19 protein-coding genes are annotated in these 23213 nt (G+C 64.3%); 6 read left to right on the plus strand and 13 right to left on the minus strand.

Annotation, left to right across the window (positions count from 1 at the left end):
- Positions 1 to 61: 61 nt before the first annotated feature.
- Both P3T18_RS12620 and P3T18_RS12625 read right to left on the minus strand, forming a co-directional pair.
- Positions 62 to 1243 (minus strand): porin, encoded by a 1182-nt coding sequence (locus P3T18_RS12620; protein ID WP_429300262.1) that lies wholly within the window; start codon positions 1241 to 1243, stop codon positions 62 to 64.
- Between the two features lie 444 nt (positions 1244 to 1687).
- Positions 1688 to 3028: a YihY/virulence factor BrkB family protein gene (locus tag P3T18_RS12625; RefSeq protein WP_429300263.1), complete on the minus strand. Its 1341-nt coding sequence runs from the start codon at positions 3026 to 3028 to the stop codon at positions 1688 to 1690.
- Between the two features lie 207 nt (positions 3029 to 3235).
- Between P3T18_RS12625 and P3T18_RS12630 the strand changes: the two genes are divergently transcribed.
- On the plus strand, positions 3236 to 3775 hold the full coding sequence (locus P3T18_RS12630; RefSeq protein ID WP_429300264.1) for a YbaK/EbsC family protein: 540 nt from the start codon (positions 3236 to 3238) through the stop codon (positions 3773 to 3775).
- 145 nt (positions 3776 to 3920) lie between these two features.
- The gene (locus tag P3T18_RS12635; protein WP_429300265.1) at positions 3921 to 5480 is read left to right on the plus strand and encodes a methyl-accepting chemotaxis protein; all 1560 of its coding nucleotides are present in this window, start codon (positions 3921 to 3923) and stop codon (positions 5478 to 5480) included.
- Positions 5481 to 5488: 8 nt separating this feature from the next.
- Here P3T18_RS12635 and P3T18_RS12640 read toward each other — a convergent pair whose 3' ends face one another.
- The 6 genes from P3T18_RS12640 to P3T18_RS12665 all read right to left on the minus strand — a co-directional run bounded on the left by P3T18_RS12640 (position 5489) and on the right by P3T18_RS12665 (position 12431).
- Entirely contained in the window at positions 5489 to 5989 is a 501-nt protein-coding gene (locus P3T18_RS12640; RefSeq protein WP_429300266.1) for a histidine kinase, read from the minus strand.
- A gap of 120 nt (positions 5990 to 6109) precedes the next feature.
- Positions 6110 to 7612, minus strand: coding sequence for a SulP family inorganic anion transporter (locus P3T18_RS12645; protein WP_429300267.1), 1503 nt, complete (start codon positions 7610 to 7612; stop codon positions 6110 to 6112).
- A 229-nt stretch (positions 7613 to 7841) separates the two neighbouring features.
- Positions 7842 to 8432 carry a BPSL1445 family SYLF domain-containing lipoprotein gene (locus tag P3T18_RS12650; RefSeq protein WP_429300268.1) on the minus strand — a complete coding sequence of 197 codons (591 nt, stop codon included), beginning with the start codon at positions 8430 to 8432 and terminating at the stop codon, positions 7842 to 7844.
- 160 nt (positions 8433 to 8592) lie between these two features.
- Positions 8593 to 9663: a transporter gene (locus P3T18_RS12655; RefSeq protein WP_429300269.1), complete on the minus strand. Its 1071-nt coding sequence runs from the start codon at positions 9661 to 9663 to the stop codon at positions 8593 to 8595.
- Positions 9664 to 9801: 138 nt separating this feature from the next.
- Positions 9802 to 11193: an FAD-binding oxidoreductase gene (locus tag P3T18_RS12660; protein ID WP_429300270.1), complete on the minus strand. Its 1392-nt coding sequence runs from the start codon at positions 11191 to 11193 to the stop codon at positions 9802 to 9804.
- A gap of 338 nt (positions 11194 to 11531) precedes the next feature.
- Complete coding sequence (locus P3T18_RS12665; protein WP_429300271.1) at positions 11532 to 12431, minus strand: LysR family transcriptional regulator; 900 nt, start codon at positions 12429 to 12431, stop codon at positions 11532 to 11534.
- A 91-nt stretch (positions 12432 to 12522) separates the two neighbouring features.
- On the opposite strand from P3T18_RS12665, the gene P3T18_RS12670 reads away from it, so the two are divergent.
- Complete coding sequence (locus tag P3T18_RS12670; protein ID WP_429300272.1) at positions 12523 to 13509, plus strand: zinc-dependent alcohol dehydrogenase family protein; 987 nt, start codon at positions 12523 to 12525, stop codon at positions 13507 to 13509.
- A gap of 138 nt (positions 13510 to 13647) precedes the next feature.
- Here P3T18_RS12670 and P3T18_RS12675 read toward each other — a convergent pair whose 3' ends face one another.
- Both P3T18_RS12675 and P3T18_RS12680 read right to left on the minus strand, forming a co-directional pair.
- Positions 13648 to 14409, minus strand: a complete 762-nt coding sequence (locus P3T18_RS12675) for a 3-oxoacyl-ACP reductase (protein ID WP_429300273.1) — start codon at positions 14407 to 14409, stop codon at positions 13648 to 13650.
- A gap of 811 nt (positions 14410 to 15220) precedes the next feature.
- Positions 15221 to 15544, minus strand: coding sequence for a hypothetical protein (locus P3T18_RS12680; RefSeq protein ID WP_429300274.1), 324 nt, complete (start codon positions 15542 to 15544; stop codon positions 15221 to 15223).
- Between the two features lie 419 nt (positions 15545 to 15963).
- Between P3T18_RS12680 and P3T18_RS12685 the strand changes: the two genes are divergently transcribed.
- Positions 15964 to 18036: a hypothetical protein gene (locus P3T18_RS12685; RefSeq protein WP_429300275.1), complete on the plus strand. Its 2073-nt coding sequence runs from the start codon at positions 15964 to 15966 to the stop codon at positions 18034 to 18036.
- A gap of 186 nt (positions 18037 to 18222) precedes the next feature.
- On the opposite strand, the gene pdeM is transcribed toward P3T18_RS12685, so the two are convergent.
- Complete coding sequence (gene pdeM / locus P3T18_RS12690; protein WP_429300276.1) at positions 18223 to 18885, minus strand: ligase-associated DNA damage response endonuclease PdeM; 663 nt, start codon at positions 18883 to 18885, stop codon at positions 18223 to 18225.
- Complete coding sequence (locus P3T18_RS12695; RefSeq protein WP_429300277.1) at positions 18882 to 21551, minus strand: ligase-associated DNA damage response DEXH box helicase; 2670 nt, start codon at positions 21549 to 21551, stop codon at positions 18882 to 18884. The genes pdeM and P3T18_RS12695 overlap by 4 nt, the downstream gene beginning before the upstream one ends.
- A 330-nt stretch (positions 21552 to 21881) precedes the next feature.
- Between P3T18_RS12695 and P3T18_RS12700 the strand changes: the two genes are divergently transcribed.
- Together P3T18_RS12700 and P3T18_RS12705 are read left to right on the plus strand one after the other, a co-directional pair.
- Positions 21882 to 22232, plus strand: a complete 351-nt coding sequence (locus tag P3T18_RS12700) for an FKBP-type peptidyl-prolyl cis-trans isomerase (RefSeq protein ID WP_429301080.1) — start codon at positions 21882 to 21884, stop codon at positions 22230 to 22232.
- Between the two features lie 113 nt (positions 22233 to 22345).
- On the plus strand, positions 22346 to 22807 hold the full coding sequence (locus P3T18_RS12705) for a DUF488 family protein (protein ID WP_429300278.1): 462 nt from the start codon (positions 22346 to 22348) through the stop codon (positions 22805 to 22807).
- Positions 22808 to 22825: 18 nt separating this feature from the next.
- On the opposite strand, the gene P3T18_RS12710 is transcribed toward P3T18_RS12705, so the two are convergent.
- Positions 22826 to 23056 carry a hypothetical protein gene (locus P3T18_RS12710; protein WP_429300279.1) on the minus strand — a complete coding sequence of 77 codons (231 nt, stop codon included), beginning with the start codon at positions 23054 to 23056 and terminating at the stop codon, positions 22826 to 22828.
- Positions 23057 to 23213 lie beyond the last annotated feature (157 nt).

Raw genomic sequence — 23213 nt, forward strand, 5'->3', positions numbered from 1 at the left:
CAGGCTTTCGCCCGTGGCTGGTCTTCAACTGCGTGTTGCTTCAGCAGTCCGTCAAGTTCGATTAGAACTTGTGGCGGATGCCCAGGCTGACCAGTTCTTGCGAGCTGGAAGCCGAGTTGTAGCCGTACGAACCGATTGCTGCGCCTGCATCGACCAGCGTGCCGGCCGACGTGCGTTGCTGGCCGCTTGCGTGCTGATATGCGCCGACCAGGTAGATGTCCGTGCGCTTCGACAGGTTGTAGTCGCCGCCCAGGGAAACCTGGTGATACGTTGCGCTCGAATCGCCGCTAGCCTTGGTGTAGATGTAGCCCACGCCAACCAGCATTGCCGGCGTTGCCTGGTAACCCAGGTATGCGCCGCCGATGTTGTACTTCTCGGTCGAACCGAAGCCCGAGTTTGCGTCCGGCTTGTATTGCGCGTTGCTGTAACGCAGGTTAGCCGTGAACGGGCCAGCCACGTATTGAACAGCAACCGAAGCGATGCCGATCGACTTGGCAGCGGCGTATGCGCCGTTGACCTGGTTGTCGAACGTGCCGTCCGACGTGCTGCCGTTCCAGCCCACAGCGCCTGCCGTCGTGCGGCTAGCCAGCGTGTTGCCGTTGTCCAGGCGGAAGTAGCCTGCAGCCACGCTGAACGGGCCCGTTGCGTACGTTGCAGCGCCCGACCACGATTGACCCGAACCCGTCTGGCCAGCCACGCCGCCGAATGCGTACATACCTTCGAACTGGAAGCCGCCCCACACCGGCGAGGTGTACTTGATGGCGCTGTTCGTGCGCGAGGAGTTGTCGTTGTTGTCGACGTCGCCCGGCGTGGTGAAGGTGGAACCGAAGTAGTTGTCAGCCGTCAGCGGTTGAACCAGGTCAACCAGCGGATCGTATTGACGGCCAGCCGTCACCGTACCCCATTGGTCGCCCGTCAAACCGACGTATGCTTGACGACCGAACATCTTGCCGCCTTGACCCAGCTTGCCGCTGTTCAGATCGAAGCCGTTTTCCAATTGGAAAATTGCCTTCAGGCCGCCGCCCAGATCTTCCGTACCCTTCAAGCCCCAGCGATCGCCCTGCAGATTGCCGCCGACCAGGCCGACCTGGTTCGCGTTTCTGTTGTTCGCGTCAACCGTGTTGTGAGCGTACTGGATCGATTCGTCGATCAAACCGTACAGAGTAACGCTGCTTTGAGCATGTGCCACGCCGGTGACGCCCAGAAGCGCCAGCGAGAGGGTAGACAGTGCGATTCGTTTCATCCATTTCTCCACGCAGATGATTAGTTTCGTTGTTGCGGAAAGGAGAATAGCTCACGCCTCGGAGCGGTACGAACTGGAAAAAAAAGACTGTCTCCAAAAACTGACAAAACGTGCAAAGCCTTGTATTTAAAGCCCGTTAACGATTATTTCTGTTTCAGCAATATTAAATCGTTGACTGAGCATTATTGTTGTTTTGTTGACAGTGACGCTACCAATACGTGCTCTTTCGAACCTATTTTGAAGGGTAATCGTAAAAAAGTCGTCTAGACAGCGGCTCGCCAATGAAGCGTCCATATAAAAATGGAGCGCTTGCTCGCTTGACGTACCGGATGGACAGAAAGGGCCGGGTGTGCGCGTACGCAGCCGCCGGACACGGCCCGCGCGAGGCGGGGTCGGCGGCGGTCCGGCGTCGGTTTGTCTGTGGAGGCGGAGGGCGGCCCGGCTTTAGCTGCGGTCGGCGTCTTGCGTCGGGGGGGCGTCGGCGTGAACGTTCTCGCTGGCGTGACGGCGGGCGACGGTCGCAGCGGCGAGACCCGCCGCGGCGGCGACCAGTACCGATGTCCACGGATACTTGCGCACGTAACGATCCGCCACGACCGCCTTGCGGCCGGCTTCCACCAACGTGACGGCGGCGACGCGCGTCGCCTGCGCCTCGGCGAGCGCCACGGTGCGGCCGATCCGGATCGCGGTGGCGCGCGCCGAAGGTTTCTCGCGGACCTGTCGGCGTTGCGCGAACGCCGCAGCCGGCGCGGCAGCTCGCGACGCAGCGGACGCCGCCGACAGCGCGGGTTCCGTCGCCGACGGAGCGGGCGTGCGTGCCGCGTCGCCGGTGACGGTCGAGGCCGCCAGCACCGACGCCAGCTTGGCGCGACTGCCCGGCGGCGTGGTGTCCTGCATGCCCCATTCGCCGCGCGGATCGTGCAGCCTGCCGCGCGCGGCCGAGAACTCCGCGCCGAGCAGCAGCACGGCGGCGGAAAAATACAGCCACATGAGCAGCACGGCGAGCGAGCCGGCGGCGCCGAACGAACTCGCCATTCCGGCGTGCGCTATATAGAGAGCGAAAAGCTTCTTGCCCGCCGTGAACAGCACCGCCGCGACGATCCCGCCGACAATCGCGTCGCGCCAGCGCACGCGGGCGTCCGGCAGAAACTTCAACAGCCCGGCGAAAGCGAACGCCAGCACAAGCAGGCCGACGCCGACCTGCAGCAGATCGCCGATGATCACGTAGGGCGAATTGCCCCATATCCATTTGCCGATGAAGGTGATGGCGGTGTCCAGCACGAGCGAGACGATCAGCAGGAACGCCACGCCCAGCACCAGCCCGAAGGAGATCAGCCGAACCCGCACGATGGCGATGACGCTCGACGAGCGCGGTCCGATGTCCGGCCAGACGATGTTCAACGCGCTGTTGAGCGATGAAAAGGTTGCCGACGCGCCGATCGCCAGCGCGGCGAACGAAATGATGGCGGCGACGCCGCCGGCGCTGCCGCTGTGATGCGCGTTCTCGACGATGGTCTGCACGCCTGCCGCCGCCTGATCGCCGAGCAGCCCGTGAATATGCGTGAACAGTTCGCCGCGCGCCGCTTCGGCGCCGAAGAACCAGCCGGCCACGGCGATCACCATGACGAGCGTCGGCGCCAGCGAGAAAGCCGCGTAAAAGGCGATGCTCGCCGCCATGGCCGCGCAGCGGTCTTCGGCAAACTGCTTGAATGCGCCGATTGCCCAGTTGGCCTGCTTGCGCGCCACTAACTGGAGATTTTCGGAGGAAAGCGTGTCGATATCCATGATCGTTCGTCTCGAGAAATCCTGACGCCGGCGGCGCCCATGCGTGCCACGAGCGGCGACCGGCGCCGCTGCGGCATCGAAGCTTTCGCAAGCCTTGTGCCTGTCACTATACAAGCCGCGACGCGAAGCCGCGCGCGCCTGCCCGCACGAAGCGGCGGCCGCGGCGTGCCGTTAGAATGCCCGCTGAACTCACCCACTTTCGCCAACATGAACTCGCACGAATTCGTAAAGCAGCTGGATGTGATTCCGGCAGACCAACTCGCCGCACACCTGCCCGCGCATGTGGTCGAGCAGTTGCCGCCGCAAGGCGTGACCGTGTTCGCCGTCAGCGACGATGCCTCCGACACCGCGGCTTTCAGCGAGCGCTACGGCTTCGGCCTCGAAGACTGCGCGAATACCATCGTGATCCGCTACAAGAAAGACGGCGGCGAGCATTACGCCGCGCTGGTCTCGCTCGGCTCGCTGCGGCTCGACATCAACGGCGCGGTCAAGGCGGCGCTCGGCGCCCAGCGTCTGTCGTTCGCCAAACGCGAGGCGGCGGTCGAGCACAGTCAGATGGAATTCGGCGGCATTACCGCGTTCGGTTTGCCGGATGACTGGCGCGTTCTGATCGACGCCGCCGTGATGGAGCGCGAGCAGATCGTGATGGGCGCGGGCGTGCGCGCCGCCAAGCTGCTGCTCGCTCCGGCCGTGCTGAAAGCTTGGCCGCGCTGCGAGGTGGCTGCGCTGACGCTGCCGGCCGAGTAAGTCCGTCGACTTTCGCGGCAAGCGTCTTGCCGCCCGCCTGAAGTTTCCCCGTGCCTGGCCGTTAATCCTGAGATTGGCCGGATTCGCCGCGACACCGTTCGCGCGGACCGGCCTTCCCTACGGAAATAAGACAAAGGACACGGAGATGGAACGCTTTCGCCTGAAGGTGCGGCTATGGCTCGCGCTGGCGGTTATGTGCATGGGGATTCTGGCGATCGGCCTGTGGGGCGCGTTCAAGACGCGCGACACGATGATCGCCGACCGGCAGGCCGAACTGAAAAGCGTAGTGAGCGTGGCGTATAGCGTGCTGGATCGCTATAACGGACTCGTCTCGGCCGGCACGATGTCGCTCGCCGACGCCCAGCGCACGGCCATGTCGGATCTGCGCGCCATGCGCTACGGCGGCGCCGGCGGCTACCTTGTGCTCGAAGACGCCCACGCCCGAGTGCTGATGCACGGCGTGCGCGCCGACCTCGAAGGCAAGGACATGAGCGGCTTCAAGGATCCGCAAGGCCGCTACGTGTTCAAGGACGGCTCCGACCTCGCCGAACGCGACGGCGAAGGCTTCATCCATCTTCAGTTCCTGAAACCCGGCTCCAACGAAATGGCGCCGAAGATCAATTACGTGCGTCTGTACAAACCGTGGGACTGGACCATCGTCACCGGCGTGTTCACGGACGACATCGACGCCGCTTTCTACACGACGCTGCTGCAATACATCGGCGCGGCGCTGGTTCTCAGCCTGCTGGTGTCGGTGGTGATCGGCGTGATTCTGCGCAGCATTCTGCGGCAGCTCGGCGGCGAACCGGCTTACGCCGCGCAGATTGCCTCGCGTATCGCCGACGGCGATCTCGACGTGCAGGTGCAAACCGCGGCCGGCGACGAAACGAGTCTGCTCGCCGCGATGCGGCGCATGCAGCATCGGCTGGCCGAGGCGATCCTGCAGATTCGCAGCGGCGCCACGCTCATTTCGACGGTGTCGCATGAGATTGCCGCGGGCAACGCGGACCTGTCGCGCCGCACCGAGCAGCAGGCCACCGCGCTCGGCGAAACGGCGTCCAGCATGGAGCAGATTACCGCCACGGTGAAACAGAACGCCGACAACGCGAAGCAGGCCAGCCAGCTCGCGCACAACGCATCGGAAACGGCGGCGCGTGGCGGCGACGTGGTCGGTCAGGTGGTCGACACCATGCGCGGCATTTCGCAGTCGTCGCACCGCATCGGCGACATCATCGGCGTGATCGAAGGCATTGCATTTCAGACCAATATTCTGGCGCTGAATGCGGCGGTCGAAGCGGCGCGTGCCGGTGAAGAAGGACGCGGCTTTGCGGTGGTGGCGGGCGAAGTCCGCACGCTGGCGCAACGCAGCGCGGCGGCGGCCAAGGAAATCAAGGCGCTGATCGAAGAGTCGGCGGCACAGATTCAGGACGGATCCCAATACGTGGGTCGCGCGGGCGAAACCATGCAGGAAGTGGTGCATGCCGTGCGCCGCGTGACCGACATCATGGGCGAGATCAGCGCGGCGTCCGTCGAACAGAGTTCGGGTATCGAGCAGGTGAACATCGCCGTGGCGAGCATGGATCAGACGACCCAGCAGAATGCGGCGCTGGTCGAGGAAGCCAGCGCTTCAGCCGACGTGCTGAAAGCGCAGACCGGTCAACTCGCCGCGGCGATTGCCGTATTCACGCTGCCGCAAACGCATTGACCGGCGCGCTACGGCCGCCGCTGCATGCCTTGTGCGGCGGCCGCATTCGCGCTTAGATTCAGCGGAACGCTCGCGAAATAGCCTTCGAGCAGATCGACCACGCGCCATAGCGAACACGGCCGGCGGCAGTGTCCGTCGAAGCCGGCGGCCTTGAGGGTGGCGATTGGGTCGAGCGGCCAGATGTTGCTCATTGCCAGCATCAACACACCACGATTCAATTCTTCGGCGTGCAGTGCGCGGGTAAATGGTGAGCCGGTAATGGAGTCGAGCCGTGTATCGAGCAGAAGCGCATCCGGCTTCCACCATTTCACGAAAGTCGCGACCTTCACAAGGTCGGCGGCGTGGACGGCTTCATAGCCCTCGAGCGAAAGCAGCCGCACGAGCGATTCGCCGATCGCCTTGTCGCGATGCCCGATCAGCACGCGGCGCGGCGCCGTCGTGTGGTCGGGGCACGCGGTCTTCCAGATTGCGAATTCTGTTTCGTCGTCGTGTGAGACGCGTCTGGTCACGGTGGCCTCCGTTAGACTGCGCGCTGAAGACGACTAATGTAATCGAAAGAAATGACGTGCAGAAGTTTACTTTTTTGCGGAGCGGCCGCGCCCTTTCCTCTGACCGTTCCTGAGCGCCGTTCAGGGCGCTAACGTGCCCGACAATTCGATGCCGGCGCGGCTCAATAACAACTGGTTGCGCTCCGAGAGATTCTTCACACTTAAACGCTTGCCGCTCTTGCGGTAGCGTTCCGCGAGACTCTGCATCGCGGCGAGCGCGGAGTGGTCCGCGAGCAACAGATGCCGGCAATCGAGCACCACCTGGCGCGGATCGTCGGCCGGATCGAAAAGCTCGTGAAAGCGCGTGGTGGACGCAAAAAACAGCGTGCCGCGCGGCGCGTAGGTTTTGTCTTCCTCGTCGTGTTCGACGTGCGCGTGAATTTCGCGGGCGTGCTGCCAGGCGAAGTTCAGCGCGGCGATCACGATGCCGCACAACACCGCAATCGCCAGATCGGAAAACACCGTGACCACCGTCACCGCGACGATCACCAGCGCGTCGTTGCGCGGCACCTTGCCGAGCACGCGCAGCGAGCCCCACGCGAACGTCTGCTGCGCCACCACGAACATCACGCCGACCAGCGCGGCAAGCGGAATCCGTTCGATCAGCGGCGACAGAAACAGAATGAACAGCAGGATCATCACGCCGCTGACGATGCCCGACAAACGCGAGCGGCCGCCCGAATTCAGGTTGATCATGGTCTGGCCGATCATCGCGCAGCCGCCCATGCCGCCGAACAGACCCGAAGCGATGTTCGCCGCGCCGAGCGCGAGACATTCGCGATTCGGCTGACCGCGCGTTTCGGTGATTTCGTCGGTCAGGTTGAACGTCAGGAGTGTTTCGAGCAGACCGACGATGGCCATCAGCACGGCGTACGGCATCACCACGCGCAAGGTGTCGAGATTCATCGGCACGACGGGCAGATGCAGAAGCGGCAGGCCGCCCGCGATATGCGCCATGTCGCCGAGCGTGCGCGTGGGCAGATGCAGAAGCTGGCTGAACAGCCCCACGCCGACGATCGCCACCAGCGCGGGCGGCGCCGCGCGGGTCAGACGCGGCAACACGTAGACGATCACCATGGTGAGCGCGACGAGACCGCACATCATCAGCAACGCGCTGCCGTGCAGCCATTGCTCGCCTTGCGGCGTCATCTGTTTGAAGTGCGCGAACTGCGCCGTCGCGATCACGATGGCCAGTCCGTTGACGAAACCGAGCATCACCGGATGCGGCACCATGCGGATCAGTTTGCCCAGCCGCAGCGCGCCGAACAGCGCCATCAGGATGCCGCTCAGAATCACAGTGGCGAGCAGATATTGCGCGCCGTGTTGCACGACGAGCGCCACGATGACCACCGCCATCGAACCCGCGGCACCGGAAATCATGCCCGGACGTCCGCCGAACAGCGCCGTAATCGTGCAGATGAAGAATGCGCCGTAGAGGCCCATCAACGGATTGAGATGAGCGACGAGCGCGAACGCGATGCACTCGGGCACGAGCGCGAACGACGATGTCAGACCGGCGAGAACGTTGCTTTTGATACTGGCAAGCGCGGCGAGCCGGCTGCGTGTGGGGCCAGGGGTGTTCATGAAAGGGGCGACGAAAGTGCATGCCGGTACGCGCAAAAACGGCGGTGCCAGGCACGAAAGCGGAAGGAGGCGACGCGTAACGACGGCCACCAAAGACGCGAATTTTACAACAAGGCTGCCGTAACGACCTGCGAGGGCCGCAGCGCTGCCCGAATGGATGCCGTCAATGAAAAACGCCACGCAAGCCGCAATAGCGGCTGCGTGGCGTGGGACTCACCGGTGCGGATGATCAGATCATCAGGCGCGACACCTTGGTGCCTTCGAGCGACACGCCGGCCATCAGGCCGCCGTTGGTCAGCACGAATGCTTCGACCGGGCTGGTGGCGGTCGACGTATCGACCGCGCCGTTTGCGCCGACCTTCAGCACCGCGACGGTCGCGTCGGCGCCCGCTGCCCAGCCCTGGCTGCTGGTGAATTTGTCGAGCGCTTCCTGCGTCATGAACAGGAACACGAGCGCTTTCGACTGCGCGCCGATCTGCAGACCGAACGAGCCGGCCACCGTGCTGTAATAACCCGACGTACGGCCGCCGACGCGCAACGCGCCTTCGCCATACTGGCCGCCGATCCAGAAACCGGCCGAAATCACCGACGGGAACACGAGGATGCCACGTGCCTTCGCGACCAGTTCGCGCGAACCGCCTACGTTTGCATAGAGACGCGACAGCGTGGAATCGACGCCCGCGTTGATGGTGTCCCGCTTGCCGGCATTGGCCGAAGGCGAGGCGCTCGAAGACGGCGACGTGGTCGTGCAACCGGCGAGGCTGAGGCCTGCAGTGGCCAAAGCAGCGCTGCCGGTCATGATGAATTGTCGTCTGCGCATGATTGTTTTCCTTGTGCGTTCGTATGCTTGAGAGGTGGTTTGGTTTTCTGCCGTCTGTCCCGGACGGCGCCAGTTGCGAGCAGCGCCGCGCCAGACGTGTGACGCGCCAAGACCTCAGCAGTTCCCGTGCCTGCCCCTACATACTAGCCACGATGCGCACTCAGCGTCCGGTTCGGCGCCGGAATCCCCACCATCCCGCGAGCCCGGTAAAGCTCACCACCATCAGCACCATGACCCAGAAGCCGTGCCGGTTCTCCGCGAGCGGAATACCGCCTACGTTCATGCCGAACAGGCCGGCGATGATATTGATCGGCAAGGCGAGCACGGTGACGAGCGTGAGCGTGAAGAGCGTGCGGTTGCTCTGTTCCGTGAGGCGCGCGGCGATCTCTTCCTGCAGCAGCTTGATCCGTTCGGCGAGACCGGAGAGGTCGCCGAGCACCAATGAAAATTCTTCCGTCGAGTCCCGCAGACTTTGCACGTCGGCGGCCGATAGCCAGGCGGGCGGCCGCACCAGCAGCCGGAAGATCGAGCCCGGTTCCGGCGCGAGCAGCCGTTGCAGACGGACCAGCACGCGGCGCATCGCGCCGAGGTCGCGGCGGTTTTCGAAGTTATGGCGCGACAGGAACTGGTCTTCGATCCGGTCGACTTCGGTGCTGCTCCGGCGCACGATCGTGACCAGCAGGTCGGCCTGATCGCGCAACAGGTGAATCAGCAGTTCGGCCGGCGCGTCGAAGATCTCGCCCTCGCGCACCGAGGCGCGCAAGCGGTCCACCGAGCGCAGCTGCTTCAGGCGCGCGGTAATCATGATCCGCTCGTGGGTGTAGACCCACAGCGTGGCGATATCGGACGGCGTCTGCTCGAAATCGAACATCACGTCGTTCATGACGGCGAGCAGCGCGCCATGCTGATGTTCGATACGGGTCGAGTGCGAGCCTTCGCGCAGCGCTTCGAAAAAGCTCTCGGGCAAATCCAGATGCGCGCGCATCCATTTTTCGCTAGAGACGTGCGCGAGATTGAAATGCAGCCAGAGGAATTCGCCGTTCTCGCCGGCGGATCGCGGTGCGTCGGCGGACACGACGGTGCCGTCCGGATTGTGCGGGTGGGAAGCGAGCCATTCGGCCGCGCTGTCCGTGTCGATCGGCAAACCGGGCCGGCCTGCCGAGAAGCGGAAGCCGCAGACGAGGCCCGAGCGGTCCGCACCGTACATGACAGGTGCAACATTCAGGTTCATAAGCCGTTCAGGATGAGCGTTCCACAGCCGCGCATTCTGACACATCAAATACAGGCGGTGTCCGCCGCACGCGCCCGTGGAGGGCTATTGCGGCGGACACATGAATGTCACGATCGGCGTGTAAGCGCGCTCGACGCGTTACTGCCCGGCGGGCCGGATGTTCTGGTTATGGCGGAACAGATTGGCCGGGTCGTAGCGGGTTTTCACCTCGACGAGCCGCGCGTAGTTCGGGCCGTACGCTTCGCTCACGCGCGCGCTTTCCTCCTGCGTCATGAAGTTCACGTAGACGCTGCCCAGCGCGAACGGCGCGGCCGCATCGAAGAATGCGCGCGCCCAGCCGATGCAGCGCTCGTCGTCGCGGGCGTCGTCCCAGCGGCCATGCACGTTCATCGCGTATTGCGCATCGCGGCTCGAATAGGCCGTGGCGTCGACCGGCACACGGCTGGTTTGCGCACCGATCTGCCCGAAGAAAATCTCGCATTGGGGCGAGGGCAATGCGCCGATCGCCTCGATCAGCGCGTCGATCAGACCGTCGCTGATCTCGCCGATATTGTGCGATTTCCAGTAGTTGCGTGCGCCCGGCGTGAGCAGCGGATCGAAGGCTTGCTGCCACATCGCGTAAGGCATCGGGCCGAGATGTTCGCCCACCGGCGTGCCGAAACCACGCACAGCCTGCACGGCAGCCGGGCCGTTTTCGAGTGGACCGCTGTAGCACATCGCGAAGACGATCACCGGTCGACCGTGCACGTCGGGCGGCAGGAACGGCAATGGCGGCGCGAGTCTCGACACCACCCAGACGCTCAGGTCTTCCGGCATGGCGGCCACGGCGGCGCGGTACTGGACCAGTGCCTGTTTCGCCTCGGCGAACGGCAGCACGACGAGGCCGCCGTACACCAGCGGGCCAACCGGATGCAGCGCGAATTCGAAGCGCGTGACCACGCCGAAATTGCCGCCGCCGCCGCGAATCGCCCAGAACAGATCGGCGTTCGACTCGGCGCTGGCGTGACGCAATTCGCCGTCTGCCGTGACGACGTCCGCGGCGACCAGATTGTCGACCGTCATGCCGTATTTGCGACTCAGCCAGCCGAAGCCGCCGCCGAGCGTGAGTCCCGCCACGCCGGTGGTCGAATTGATGCCGAGCGGCGTGGCGAGTCCGAAGGCCTGCGCTTCGTGGTCGAAATCCGCGAGCGTGGCGCCCGGTTCGACGTAGGCACGCCGTGCGGCAGGATCGACGCGCACGGATTTCATCTGCGAGAGATCGAGCACCAGGCCGTCGTCGCACAGTGCGCTGCCGGCAATGTTGTGACCGCCGCCGCGCACCGCGAGCGGCAAGCCGTGGTCGCGCGCGAAGGCGATGCCGCGCCGCACGTCGGCGACGCCCGCGCAACGCAGGATCATCGCCGGATAGCGGTCGATCATCGCGTTCCAGATGCTGCGCGCTTCGTCGAAGCCGGCGTCGCCGGGCAGCAGCAACTGACCGCGGCTGGTGGATTTGAGTTCGTCGATCGCGCTGCTCGACACATTGGCCATGAGATACCTCCGGACATCGTGAATGAATGGACGCGCTTCCCACGCTGCCTCGCACTGCCGGTTATTCAGCTGAACATAGCAATCGGCGGGGTTGGCAGCGGTTCGGGTTGCGTCCAGTAAACGGGGCTGATTGTGTAAGTCAAACGAAGGTAAACCCGCGTTTTTCAGCGATGTCACGCGAAGGCCGGTACGGTAGGCATCCGCGCAAGGAGACGCGCCGGGCGACTTGCGCCGGCGCGATGGATGGTGGAAATGCTTTAAAAAAACACGGCACGGCGAAGTGTTGGGTGCCTGCCGTTGTGGTGGTCGCGCGGCAACACTGCAGCCGCACTGCGGCGCTAGACAGGGCCGGCGACCGGATTGCCGAGCAACTCGATGGTCAGGTCGAGCAGGGCTCTCAGACGCGCGAGTTGCCGCAAATCCCGGTGATAGCCGAACCAGACGTCGCGGCCCGGCGGCGCTTCGCCCAGGTCGATGCGCGCGAGGCCCGGCGTCGCGTCGCCGAGCGGGCAGGGCAGCACGGCAAGCCCGACACCTTCGGCGCACATGCGCGCCTGCGACTCGCGGTTATTGCTGCCGAAGCGAACCCGTGCGTTTGGCAGCATGCGCTTCGCCCAGGCCACATCGGGCAAGGTGCCGAATGCGCTGTCCATGGTGATGAGCGGTGGCGATTCCGCGCCTGCGTCGCCGGCATGACGCGCCAGCGACGCGGCGAGGTCGGCGCGACCGTACAACGCGTAGTCCATGTGCATGAGTTTGCGCTGGATGACGTCGGCTTCGTCGAAAGGCGTGATGCGGAATACCAGATCGGCTTCGCGGCGCGCGAGATTGTAGCGGCGCGAATCCGTGACGAGTTCGATCGACACTTCGCGATGCTGTTCCAGAAAGCGCGCGAACACCGGCGTCAGCACATGCACGCCGAACCAGTCCGATGACGACACCCGCAGCTGCCCGGTCAGCAGGCGCTCCTTGCCGTCCAGCGCGCGGCTGAATGCCAGTGCTTCTTCTTCCATGCGCTCGGCGTAGAGCAGCACGGCGCTGCCCTCGTCGGTCAGCACGAAACCGTCGCGCGTGCGCTGGAACAGCGTATGGCCGACCGCCGCTTCCAGTGCGCGCAGCCGCCGTCCCATGGTCGGCTGGGTCTGCCCGGCCAGACGCGCGGCCGCGCCGAGCGTGCCGCTGCGCGCAATGGCGAGAAAGATGCGGACGTCGCTCCAGTCCAAAGTCGTGCCATTCATTTTTGTTTGCCTGACGTGCATAAGTGTCGATTTACATGCAGTTTCGCACGGATCAACATCGCAGGTATCGACTCTCACCAAGGAATTCATCATGTCCATGCAAGCGCTTGTTCTTTCGCAGCACAACGGCCCGCTCGAATTGACCGACATGCCGCGCCCGCAACCGGCGCACGGCGAAGTGCTGGTGCGGATCGCCGCAAGCGGCCTGAATCCGCTCGACACCAAGATTCGCGCGGGCGCTGCGGCGCACGCCCGGCATCCGCTGCCGCTGGTGCTGGGGATCGACATGGCTGGCGTCGTCGAGGCAGTGGGCGAGGGCGTGAGCGCATTCAAGCCGGGGGATCAGGTGTATGGCATGACCGGCGGCGTGGGTGGCATGCAGGGCTCGCTCGCGCAATTTGCCGCGGTCGACGCCGATCTGCTGGCGCTCAAGCCGGCCAACCTGACGATGCGCGAAGCCGCGGCGGTGCCGCTCGCCTTCATCACAGCGTATTCGGGCATCGTGGATCGCGCGCGTCTGCAGTCGGGGCAGACCGTGCTCGTACATGGCGGCGCGGGCGGCGTCGGCTATCTCGCGGTGCAACTGGCGTTGTCGCTCGGCGCACGGGTTTTTACGACGGTCAGCGAGCACGACCGCGCCGTGGTCGAGGCGCTCGGGGCGACAGCGATCGATTACCGCGCGCAGACCGTCGAGCAGTATGTCGCGGCGAATACGCAAGGCAAGGGTTTCGATCTGGTGGTGGACAACGTGGGCGGCGCAACCCTCGACGCCTCGTTCGCGGCTGTAAAGCACTTCGGTCACGTGGTGAGCGCGCTCGGCTGGGGCACGCACGCGCTCGCGCCGTTGTCGTTCCGCGAGGCGACCTATTCGGGCGTGTTCACCTTGCATGCGCTCCTGACCGGCGACGGCCGCGCGCATCACGGCGAAATGTTGCGCGAAGCGACGCGACTCGCGGAAGCAGGCAAACTCGCGCCGCGACTCGACGCGCGCCGCTTCGATCTGACATCCGCCGAAGCCGCGTATGAAGCGATGACCAGCGGGAACGCACGGGGCAAGGTGGTGGTCGAGGTGGCCTAAGGCCGCTCGACGACGTTGCCGCGCTGTCGGATCGAACGGAGCGCAGACGTGGACGTGTGTTCCGATCCAGGTCTGCGCCCAAGGCGTGAACTCGCGCTATATAAAGACAAGCTTCGTGAGCCTTCTTGTGAGCTTTCTTCAGCCCTTGACCAGGCCGCCGTCGACGATCAGGTTTTGACCCGTGACGGCTCGCGACCACGGCGAGAGGAAAAACAGCACTGCGTCCGCGAACTCTTCAGGCGTGGTGACGCGCCGCACCGGCGTGGAATTCGCGATCAGGTCGAAGACGAAGTCGGGCGTGGCTGCGCTCGCGTCCGTGGTGCGCAGCAGGCCGCCCGATACCATATTGACCGTGATGCCGTCCGGTCCGAGATCGTGCGCGGCAGTACGCGTGAAAGACAGTAGCGCCGCTTTGGCCGCCGTGTAGTCGTGGTACGGCACCACGGGATTCTGAAACAGGTTGGTTCCGACATTGACGATACGGCCGAAGCCGCGCGAACGCATGCCCGCGAGCGCCGCTTGCGTCGTGTTGAGCGCGCCTTTCAGCGAACCGTCGAGTTGCTGCTGGAAACGCGTCCATTCGATGCTATCGATCTTCGGACGCGCGTCGCCATCGAACTGAAAATCCGCCAACGCGTTATTCACCACCGACACGATCGGCTGGCCGGTGCGAGCCTGAGCCGTTTCGAACAGACGCTCGACCGCGTCACGATCGGTGACGTCCGCCTTGACCGGCAGGACACGCTCGCCGAACTCCGCTTTCAGCGCGTTCGCCGATGCTTCGCTTTTCAGGTAGTTCACCACCACGCTCGCGCCTTCGCGCAGCAACGCCCGCGTGATTGCCGTGCCGAGTCCGCGCGCGCCGCCCGTCACCAATACCCATTGATCCGATAAAAGCATCTTTTCCCCGTTGTCGATCGAATTGCGATCTTTGTATTGTCGCCTGAATCGCGGGGCAACCCGAACTTGTTTGCATAACGCGAAGATCCATTCGCAACGCGAGCGCGTGCGTCAGTGTGATCTGCCGGCAATCGGGCCGTCTGTGTGATTGACCGCATTAACGCGAATCCAATTGTCTTTCAGTGTCGGGATAAACACCTGGATTAATGATTCAGAGCCGTCGCGGAATGTTTTTGCGATTCGATTCTGTTCGCTTTCGCACAGTCGTTGCAAGAGCAACTACGCAATCCGTTGATCCGGACGCATCGCGGATTCATTTATAGATAATCCTTGGTACTCCGTATCGAATGGAAGAATTTGCCAGCACGAATTGAAGTTCGGTAATTAACGATCTTTGACGTTTTCAGCGCCGCATAAATAGAAAGAAGCGCTGCCAATCGTGCAGTACGTGGTCTAGCGCACGGTATGTCAATGCCGCTGCGCATAACTTCCGCATGTATCAGGCCCTGCTGTGTTTTTGTCGAAAGTTTTTTCCACGCAGCACGACGCTTCTTGCGGATGACGAGAAATCGGACCGGGATTTAACCGCGAGAAATGCATGGCGTTATGCGATGTTTTGCGTAACGCGAAGCAATGCCGACCGGGCTTTGACGTTTTCGTTTGAAGTTTCGTTATTAAGAGCGAACGGAGATCGACTCGTTATCAGAGATCTGCCTTTTGAATGTAGTTAGGAGAATGAAATGAAAAAGCTAAACGGGGACGTGCGGACGTTGGGGACACGCAAGGCGGTATTGGCCATTGCCGTGAGTCTTTACGCCGCGATGGCCGGCGCGGAAACGAATGTGGGGATGACGGCTGCGCCGTCGGGGAATTCGACGAGTTTCATGCTCGCGCAGGCATTGCCGGTCGATTGCCCGTCGTACGACACACGGGGTTGCAAACAGGATGAAGTAACCGCGCCGACCGCGATCGGATTCGGCGTTGCTGCGGCGGCAGGATTCGGCACCTCGTCGGGCCTCGGTTCGCAAAGCGCCGCGGGCGACGGGAGTTCGTCGACCGGCTCGGGCGCGAACGGCGGCAGAGGCGGCGCGAGCGGATCGACTTCGGGCGCTGCGGGAGTGGGTGCGGGAAGCACCGGCAGTTCGGGAAGTTCTAATAGTGCGGGTGGTGGTAGCGGTAGTGGTGCTGGTACGGGTACTGGCGGTGGTAAGGGTGGGGATGGGTCGGGGAGCGGTGGGACTGGGGCTGGTGGGACGGGTGCGGGTGGGACTGGGACTGGCACTGGTGGAACTGGTGCTGGCGGGACTGGGACTGGCGGGACTGGGACTGGCGGAACTGGTACAGGCGGAACTGGTACAGGCGGAACTGGTACAGGCGGGAATGGCACTGGCGGAACGGGTACTGGTGGAACTGGCACTGGCGGGACCGGGACCGGTGGAACTGGCACTGGCGGAACGGGTACGGGTGGAACTGGGACCGGCGGAACTGGCACTGGTGGGACTGGGACCGGTGGAACCGGTACTGGCGGAACGGGTACTGGTGGGACCGGCACTGGTGGAACGGGCTCGGGAGGAGATGGCGGCAGCGGCGGCGATGGCGGTCACGGTGATGGCGGCCACGGCGACGGTGGTCATGGTGACGGCGGTCATGGCGACGGTGGCCACGGCGATGGCGGTCATGGCGACGGTGGTCATGGCGATGGTGGCCATGGTGACGGTGGTCACGGTGATGGCGGTCATGGCGACGGTGGCCACGGCGATGGCGGTCATGGCGACGGTGGTCATGGCGATGGTGGCCATGGCGATGGCGGCCATGGTGACGGTGGCCACGGCGATGGCGGCCATGGTGACGGTGGCCATGGCGATGGTGGTCACGGTGACGGCGGTCATGGCGACGGTGGCCACGGTGATGGCGGCCACGGTGACGGTGGCCATGGCGACAGCGGTCACGGCGACGGCGGCCATGGCGACGGCGGTCATGGTGGTAGTGGCCATGGCGACGGCGGTCATGGCGATGGTGGCCATGGTGACGGTGGTCACGGTGATGGCGGCCATGGCGACGGCGGTCATGGCGACAGCGGCCACGGTGACGGTGGTCATGGCGATGGTGGTCATGGCGACAGCGGTCATGGCGACGGCGGTCACGGCGACGGCGGCCATGGCGACGGCGGTCATGGTGATAGTGGCCATGGTGACGGCGGTCATGGCGATGGTGGCCATGGTGACGGTGGTCACGGTGATGGCGGCCATGGCGACGGTGGTCATGGCGATGGTGGCCATGGTGACGGTGGTCACGGCGATGGTGGCCATGGTGATAGCGGTCATGGCGATGGTGGCCATGGTGACGGCGGCCACGGCGCGAGTGGTCATGGTGACAGCGGCCACGGCAATGGAGGCAGCGGCGATGGCGGCCACGGCGGTACGGGCCATGGCGGCGAAGGTAACGGTGGTCATGGCAACGGCAGTCAAGGCGGCGGTGGCCAAGGTAATGGTGGTTATGGCAGCGGCGGCCAAGGCGGCGCAGGTCAAGGCGGTAGCGGTCACGGCAATGGCGGCGGCCAGGGTAACGGTGGCCAAGGCAGCGGCGGCCAGGGCGGCGCAGGCCAAGGTGGTAGTGGTCACGGTAACGGCGGCGGCCAAGGCGGCGGTGGCTTCGGCAACGGCGGCGGCCAGGGTAACGGTGGTCAAGGTGGCCAAGGCAGTGGCGGCCAGGGCGGCGCAGGCCAAGGTGGTAGCGGTCACGGCAACGGCGGCGGCCAGGGTAACGGCGGTCAAGGCGGTCAGGGCAGCGGCGGTCAGGGTGGCGCAGGCCAGGGTGGTAGCGGTCACGGCAACGGCGGCGGCCAGGGTAACGGCGGTCAAGGCGGCCAAGGCAGCGGCGGTCAGGGTGGCGCAGGCCAAGGTGGTGGCGGTCACGGCAACGGCGGCGGCCAGGGTAACGGCGGTCAAGGTGGCCAAGGCAGCGGCGGTCAGGGTGGCGCAGGCCAAGGCGGTGGCGGTCATGGCAACGGCGGCGGCCAGGGTAACGGCGGTCAAGGCGGGCAAGGAAGCGGCGGTCAGGGTGGAGGCCAGGGCGGCGGCGGCCACGGCAACGGCGGCGGCCAAGGTAACGGCGGTCAAGGCGGCCAAGGAAGCGGCGGCCAGGGTAACGGCGGTCAAGGTGGCCAAGGCAGCGGCGGCCAGGGTGGCGCAGGCCAGGGCGGTGGCGGTCACGGCAACGGCGGCGGCCAGGGTAATGGCGGCCAAGGTGGCCAAGGCAGCGGCGGTCAGGGTGGCGCAGGCCAAGGTGGTGGCGGTCACGGCAACGGCGGCGGCCAAGGTAACGGTGGTCAAGGCGGCCAGGGCAATAGCGGCCAAGGCGGCGCGGGCCAAGGCAACGGCGGTCAAGGTGGTCAAGGCGGCGCAGGCCAAGGCAACGGCGGTCACGGCGGTGGCTTCGGAGGCGGCTTCGGAGGTCACGGCGGTGGCTTCGGTGGCGGCTTCGGCGGCCACGGCGGTGGATATGGCGGCGGTGCCGGCGGTGGCGGCGGCCATGGTGGCGGTAGCCACTAAAGCAGCCGATCCGGCGCGGAGGAGAATGCACGGCGCGACCGTTATTTTGGTCGCCCGTGCAACCGCCCTGGCCTGAACAGTCAGGGCGAATAAAAAAGCAGAAGCAGAAAACAGAATCAGAAAAACAACAGCAGAAAAGCAGGAACAGAAAACAAAAAAATGAGCGGACAACTTACCGTCCGCTCATCTACAAGCAGCAGTTATCCTGACGAAGCATCACAGCAACATCTCAGCAGCCTCGCCGCACCATCAAACCAAAGCCTCACCTCAGCACTTCAATCACCCTCTCCTGCGCGACCAGAAACACTCGCTCTCCCGCGACATAACCATCCTCGCGCGCCCCTCCTGTGAAACTGCCGAACGCCGGCAACACACCGCACGCGGCACCGAAACGGAAACACGGTACGCGCACGGCATCGTTGCGGGTCGAGATCCGGTAGACGGGATGAACGTGTCCAGCCAGCACATAAGCGCCTTCGACGCGCTGCGGGTGATGACACAACGCCCACGGTCCGATGCGCCACGGCTCCTGCACGTACTCGACGCCCAGCGACGCCGGCAGCGCGCCCGCGTGTCGGTCGTGATTCCCTTCGACCAGCACGATACGCAACGCGGCGTGCCGTTCGCGCCAGACGTGCAGCGCGTCGAGTGTTTCGCGCGCGTGCGATTCGCGTGCGTGCAGCAGGTCGCCGAGAAACACCAGCACGGCCGGCTCGAACTCGGCGATCAGAATGTCGAGGCGCATCAGGTTGTCGGCGGTGGACCCGACCGGCACCGGAATGCCGCGCGCGCGAAACACGGCGTCCTTGCCGAAGTGCGCATCGGCGACGAACAGACAACGCAGCGCGGGATCGAACATGGCGCGCAGGTTCGATAGCATGACCGGATGTCCGGCAACGTCGGCCGTCAGCGAAAAAGGCCTCATGTGCGCGCTGCCTTTTCGAGTTCGGCGAGCATTCGCTCGACACGGTCCGCGAGTTTCTCGGTACTGACTTTCTCGCGCAGTCTGCCGACGATCAACGGAAACGCGAACGGTGTCGGCTTCTTCGGCCGCGTGACGATCACGCGGCTCGCGCTCATCCGTTCGAGCGCAATACGAATTCGTTGTGCGTCCAGTTCCTGAAGGAGTACTTCGGCATCGGCCTGACCGAGCAGCAGATTGCCGCTGTCGTGATTGCGGAAAATTTCATAGAAGAGTCCACTCGACGCCTGCAATTGACGCGCGCTCTTCTGCTGCCCCGGATGCCCTTGAAACACCAGGCCGGACACGCGCGCGATTTCGCGAAAGCGCCGCATGGAAAGCTCGGAAGAGTTCAGGCTCGCGAGAATGTCGTGATCGAGTTCTTCCGGCGAAAGCAGTCCGCTTTCGAGTTGCGCCTGCCAGTCGAACGGTTGCGCGGACAACAGCTCGAAGCCATAGTCGTTCATCGATATGGAGAACGTGCCCGGCTTTTCGCGCGCCACGCGCCATGCAAGCAATGCACCGAGACCGATATGCGCAGTACGCCCGGCAAATGGATAACAGAAGAAGTGATGTCCCTCGCGTGTCTTGATGAGTTCCACCACCAGCAGCCCCGGCTCGGGCAAAGCGGACCATTTCTGCTGCAATTCCAGCAGAGGACGCACGGCGCGCATTTCCGGTTCGTCGTAGATACCCTTGGCTGCGAGCGCGAGCATGGCAAGCGTGGCGTCCGCGAGTTCGGAAGAGAGAGGCATGCGGCTGCCTGCCCATTGCGGCATCGCGCCACGCGACGAGGTCGCGCGCCGGACCCACGCCGTCATATCCTGCACGCGGATCAATTCGAGCGCGCGTCCGCCGAAAGTAAAGATATCCCCCGGTTTCAGGCGTGAAATGAACGATTCTTCGATTGCGCCAATGCGCCCGCCCGACAGATACGCGACATGCAAGGTCCCGTTCGCGACGATCGTGCCGATGTTGTTGCGATGCCGTCGCACCAGATCGTCGCGTGGCACGCGGTACAGTCCATCGTTTTCGCGCACCACGCGGTGATAGTCGGGATAGGCGCGCAAGGCCGTGCCGCCGCCTTCCACGAAACCGAGCGCCCACGCGAATTCTTCCTGCGTCAGATGCCGGTACGCATAGGTGCTGCGAATCTCGTCGTATAGTGCGGCGGCGTCGAATCCGCCGCCGATCGCCACGGTCACGAGATGCTGGACGAGAACGTCGAATGGTTTGTCGGGCGTGTCGCGGCCTTCTATTTGACGCCTGTCGACGGCTTCGCGGGCAGCCGCGGCTTCGACGAGTTCGAGTGCGTGCGTCGGCACGATCGTCACGCGCGAAGGACGTCCCGGCGCGTGGCCCGAGCGTCCCGCGCGTTGCATCAGACGCGCGACGCCCTTGGGCGAGCCGATCTGAAAAACGCGTTCCACCGGCAAAAAGTCGACGCCGAGATCGAGACTCGATGTGCACACCACCACTTTGAGCGCGCCGCTTTTCAGGCCGCGCTCGACCCATTCGCGCACTTCCTGATCGAGCGAGCCGTGATGCAGCGCAATCAGTCCCGCCCATTCGGGCCGCGCGTCGAGCAAGGCCTGATACCAGAGCTCGCATTGCGAACGCGTGTTGGTGAACACGAGCGACGTGCTGGCTTCGCCGATCGCATCGGCCACCGCGCCGACCTGGCGCACGCCGACGTGGCCGCCCCACGGAAACCGCTCGATGGTCTCCGGAATGATCGTGTCGACAATCAGTGCTTTGGGCAGCGCGCCGTGCACGCTGACGCGCGGCGTTCGCACCGGCGCGAGCAGGACCGTTTCGGCGAACGGCAGGTTGCCGAGTGTCGCCGACAATCCCCACACCTGCAATTCGGGTCGCCAGTGCGCCAGTCGCGCGAGCGCGAGTTGCGTTTGCGTGCCGCGTTTATTGCCGATCAACTCATGCCATTCGTCGACCACGACGAGCCGCACATGCGAAAGCACGTCCCGCGCGTCGGGACGCGTGAGGATCAGCGTGAGGCTCTCGGGTGTCGTCACGAGTGCCGACGGCATGCGCCGGTTCTGCCGCGCGCGCTCGCTCGACGAAGTGTCGCCGGTGCGCAATCCCACGCTCCACGGTACGGCGAGTTCCGTCGCCGAACTTTGCAGGGCGCGCGCGGTGTCCGCGGCGAGGGCGCGCATCGGCGTGATCCAGAGCACGGTAAGCGGCTCGGGTTGCTTCACCTGCGCGGATGAAACGCTTTTGCGAGTCGAGGTGGCCGCAGGACGCGCAGCGAACGCGGCCAGTGCACCGAACCAGACGGCCCATGTTTTGCCGGCACCGGTGGTGGCATGCAGCAGACCGCTCGCCCCACCCGCAATTTCGCGCCAGACGTCGCGTTGAAAATCGAACGGCTGCCAGCGGCGCGCCTCGAACCACGCATCGAGTTTTTCGCCGAAAGGACGGCGCGCGGCGGTCTCGTCGATGGCGAAGGGCGCGGGCTCGAACGCCGGTTCGCGGGCATCCAGCCGCGCCTGCTGCGTCCGGCTGCGCGGAATCCGGCGTGGCCGCGGCGCGCGCGGTCGGGCGGGCGACGCGTCCCGCGCGGGGTTGTCCGTGTCGTCTGTCTCGTCGGGCGGGACCGGCTCGGTCATGGATGGCGCTCCTTGGCGCGTCGGTTTTGCCCGCGTCGCAGGACGCAGGTGGGCTTTTCGGATGGACCGCGAATTCCGGTCGGTGGTTCACGTCGCCATCCGGCGAAGACATTGATGTTTCCGGTGTAGCACGTCTGGTGTAGCACGCGCAGTGCCGGGTACGGGCGCCGCGCGCCCACCCGTTACCGGGACCGGCATGGCCGGGCCTGGCGCGCCCGGTTCGGCGGCCACGTTGGCATCCGCTACAATGGGGAGGCACTACCCACTTGGAGACTCGCTTTGAAATCTATCGTTGCTCTGGTCGCTGCAGCCGTTCTTTCCTCCGCGGCAATGGCGGCCGCGCCGGCCACTGAAAAGCTGCCTTCGGGCGTGGTCGTTCAGCATCTCACGCAAGGCACGGGCGCCAAGCCGACCGCCGACAACGTCGTGAAAGTGAACTACCGTGGCACCCTGGCCGACGGCACGGAATTCGACAGTTCCGCCAAACATGGCGGTCCGGCAACGTTTCCGCTCAACCGCGTGATCCCGTGCTGGACGCAAGGCGTGCAGACCATGAAGGTCGGCGGCAAAGCCAAACTGACCTGCCCCGCGGCCACCGCTTACGGTGAGCGTGGCGTCGGTACAATTCCGCCGAACAGCGACCTCACGTTCGAAGTCGAACTGGTCGATATCGTCAAATAACGCGGCATCCGCCACGTTGAAAGCGAACCCCGCTCCGTGTCTGCGCAGCGGGGTTTTTCTTTGGTGGGCGCTCTTTGGTGGGCACAACAGCGCCATTCGCGCATTCACTTCCCATGCAAGCCGATCCAGGTATCGTGCCGGTAGCGACCATCGGTTTTACCGGCAAAAGCGCAAAGTCGTTTTTCGATCTGCTGGCGCGTGCGGGGGTGAAAACCGTGCTCGACGTTCGCCTGAACAACACTTCCCAGCTTGCCGGATTTGCAAAGAAGCAGGATCTCGCATTCTTCCTGAAGCAGATCTGCAGCGCGGCCTATATTGAAGTAAAAGATCTCGCGCCCGAGGCGGCGCTATTGAAGCGTTACCAGTCGAAATTGCTGGCGTGGGACGATTACGCGGACGCGTACCTCGAATTGCTGGCGAAACGGCGTGTGGAAAGCGCGCTGGATGCGGCCATGTTCGACTCCGCCTGCCTGCTTTGCAGCGAGCATTTACCGCATCGCTGTCACCGGCGTCTCGCGCTGGAGTATCTGAATTCGCAGTGGGGCGGCCGGCTGGCTGTCACGCACCTGGTCTGATCCGGCGGCCCCGTCGCTTCATTCGGAAGGCGCGAATAGCATCGATATATAGACGATGGTGGACACCACGATAATGCCCACGCCGACGAATACCTTCGTGCGGTTGAATTCGAGTCCGCCATTGATGGCCACCGCAATTCCCACCACCGAAGACAAGGTGCCGATGGCGGCGAGCAGGACGTGTACTTTGCTTCGGATCAGCTTGCGCCGTTCCGGGTCGATGTTCTTTCCCAGGCTGCCGAGCGTCATTGAAGTATCCTTTACATTAGCGGGTCGTGGTAGAAAGGCGCTGTTTTGCATTGCAAACAATTGTGTGGCTCTCTCAAGAATAGATGAGCCGTCTGTTCGTGCAAGCTGTCAGACAAAATATTCCAGTTTTTAAACTCGCACCGTTGCGGCTCGTTTA

Origin of the sequence: Paraburkholderia sp. GAS199 (genome assembly GCF_050436585.1) — a bacterium.
Taxonomy (GTDB): Bacteria; Pseudomonadota; Gammaproteobacteria; order Burkholderiales; family Burkholderiaceae; genus Paraburkholderia.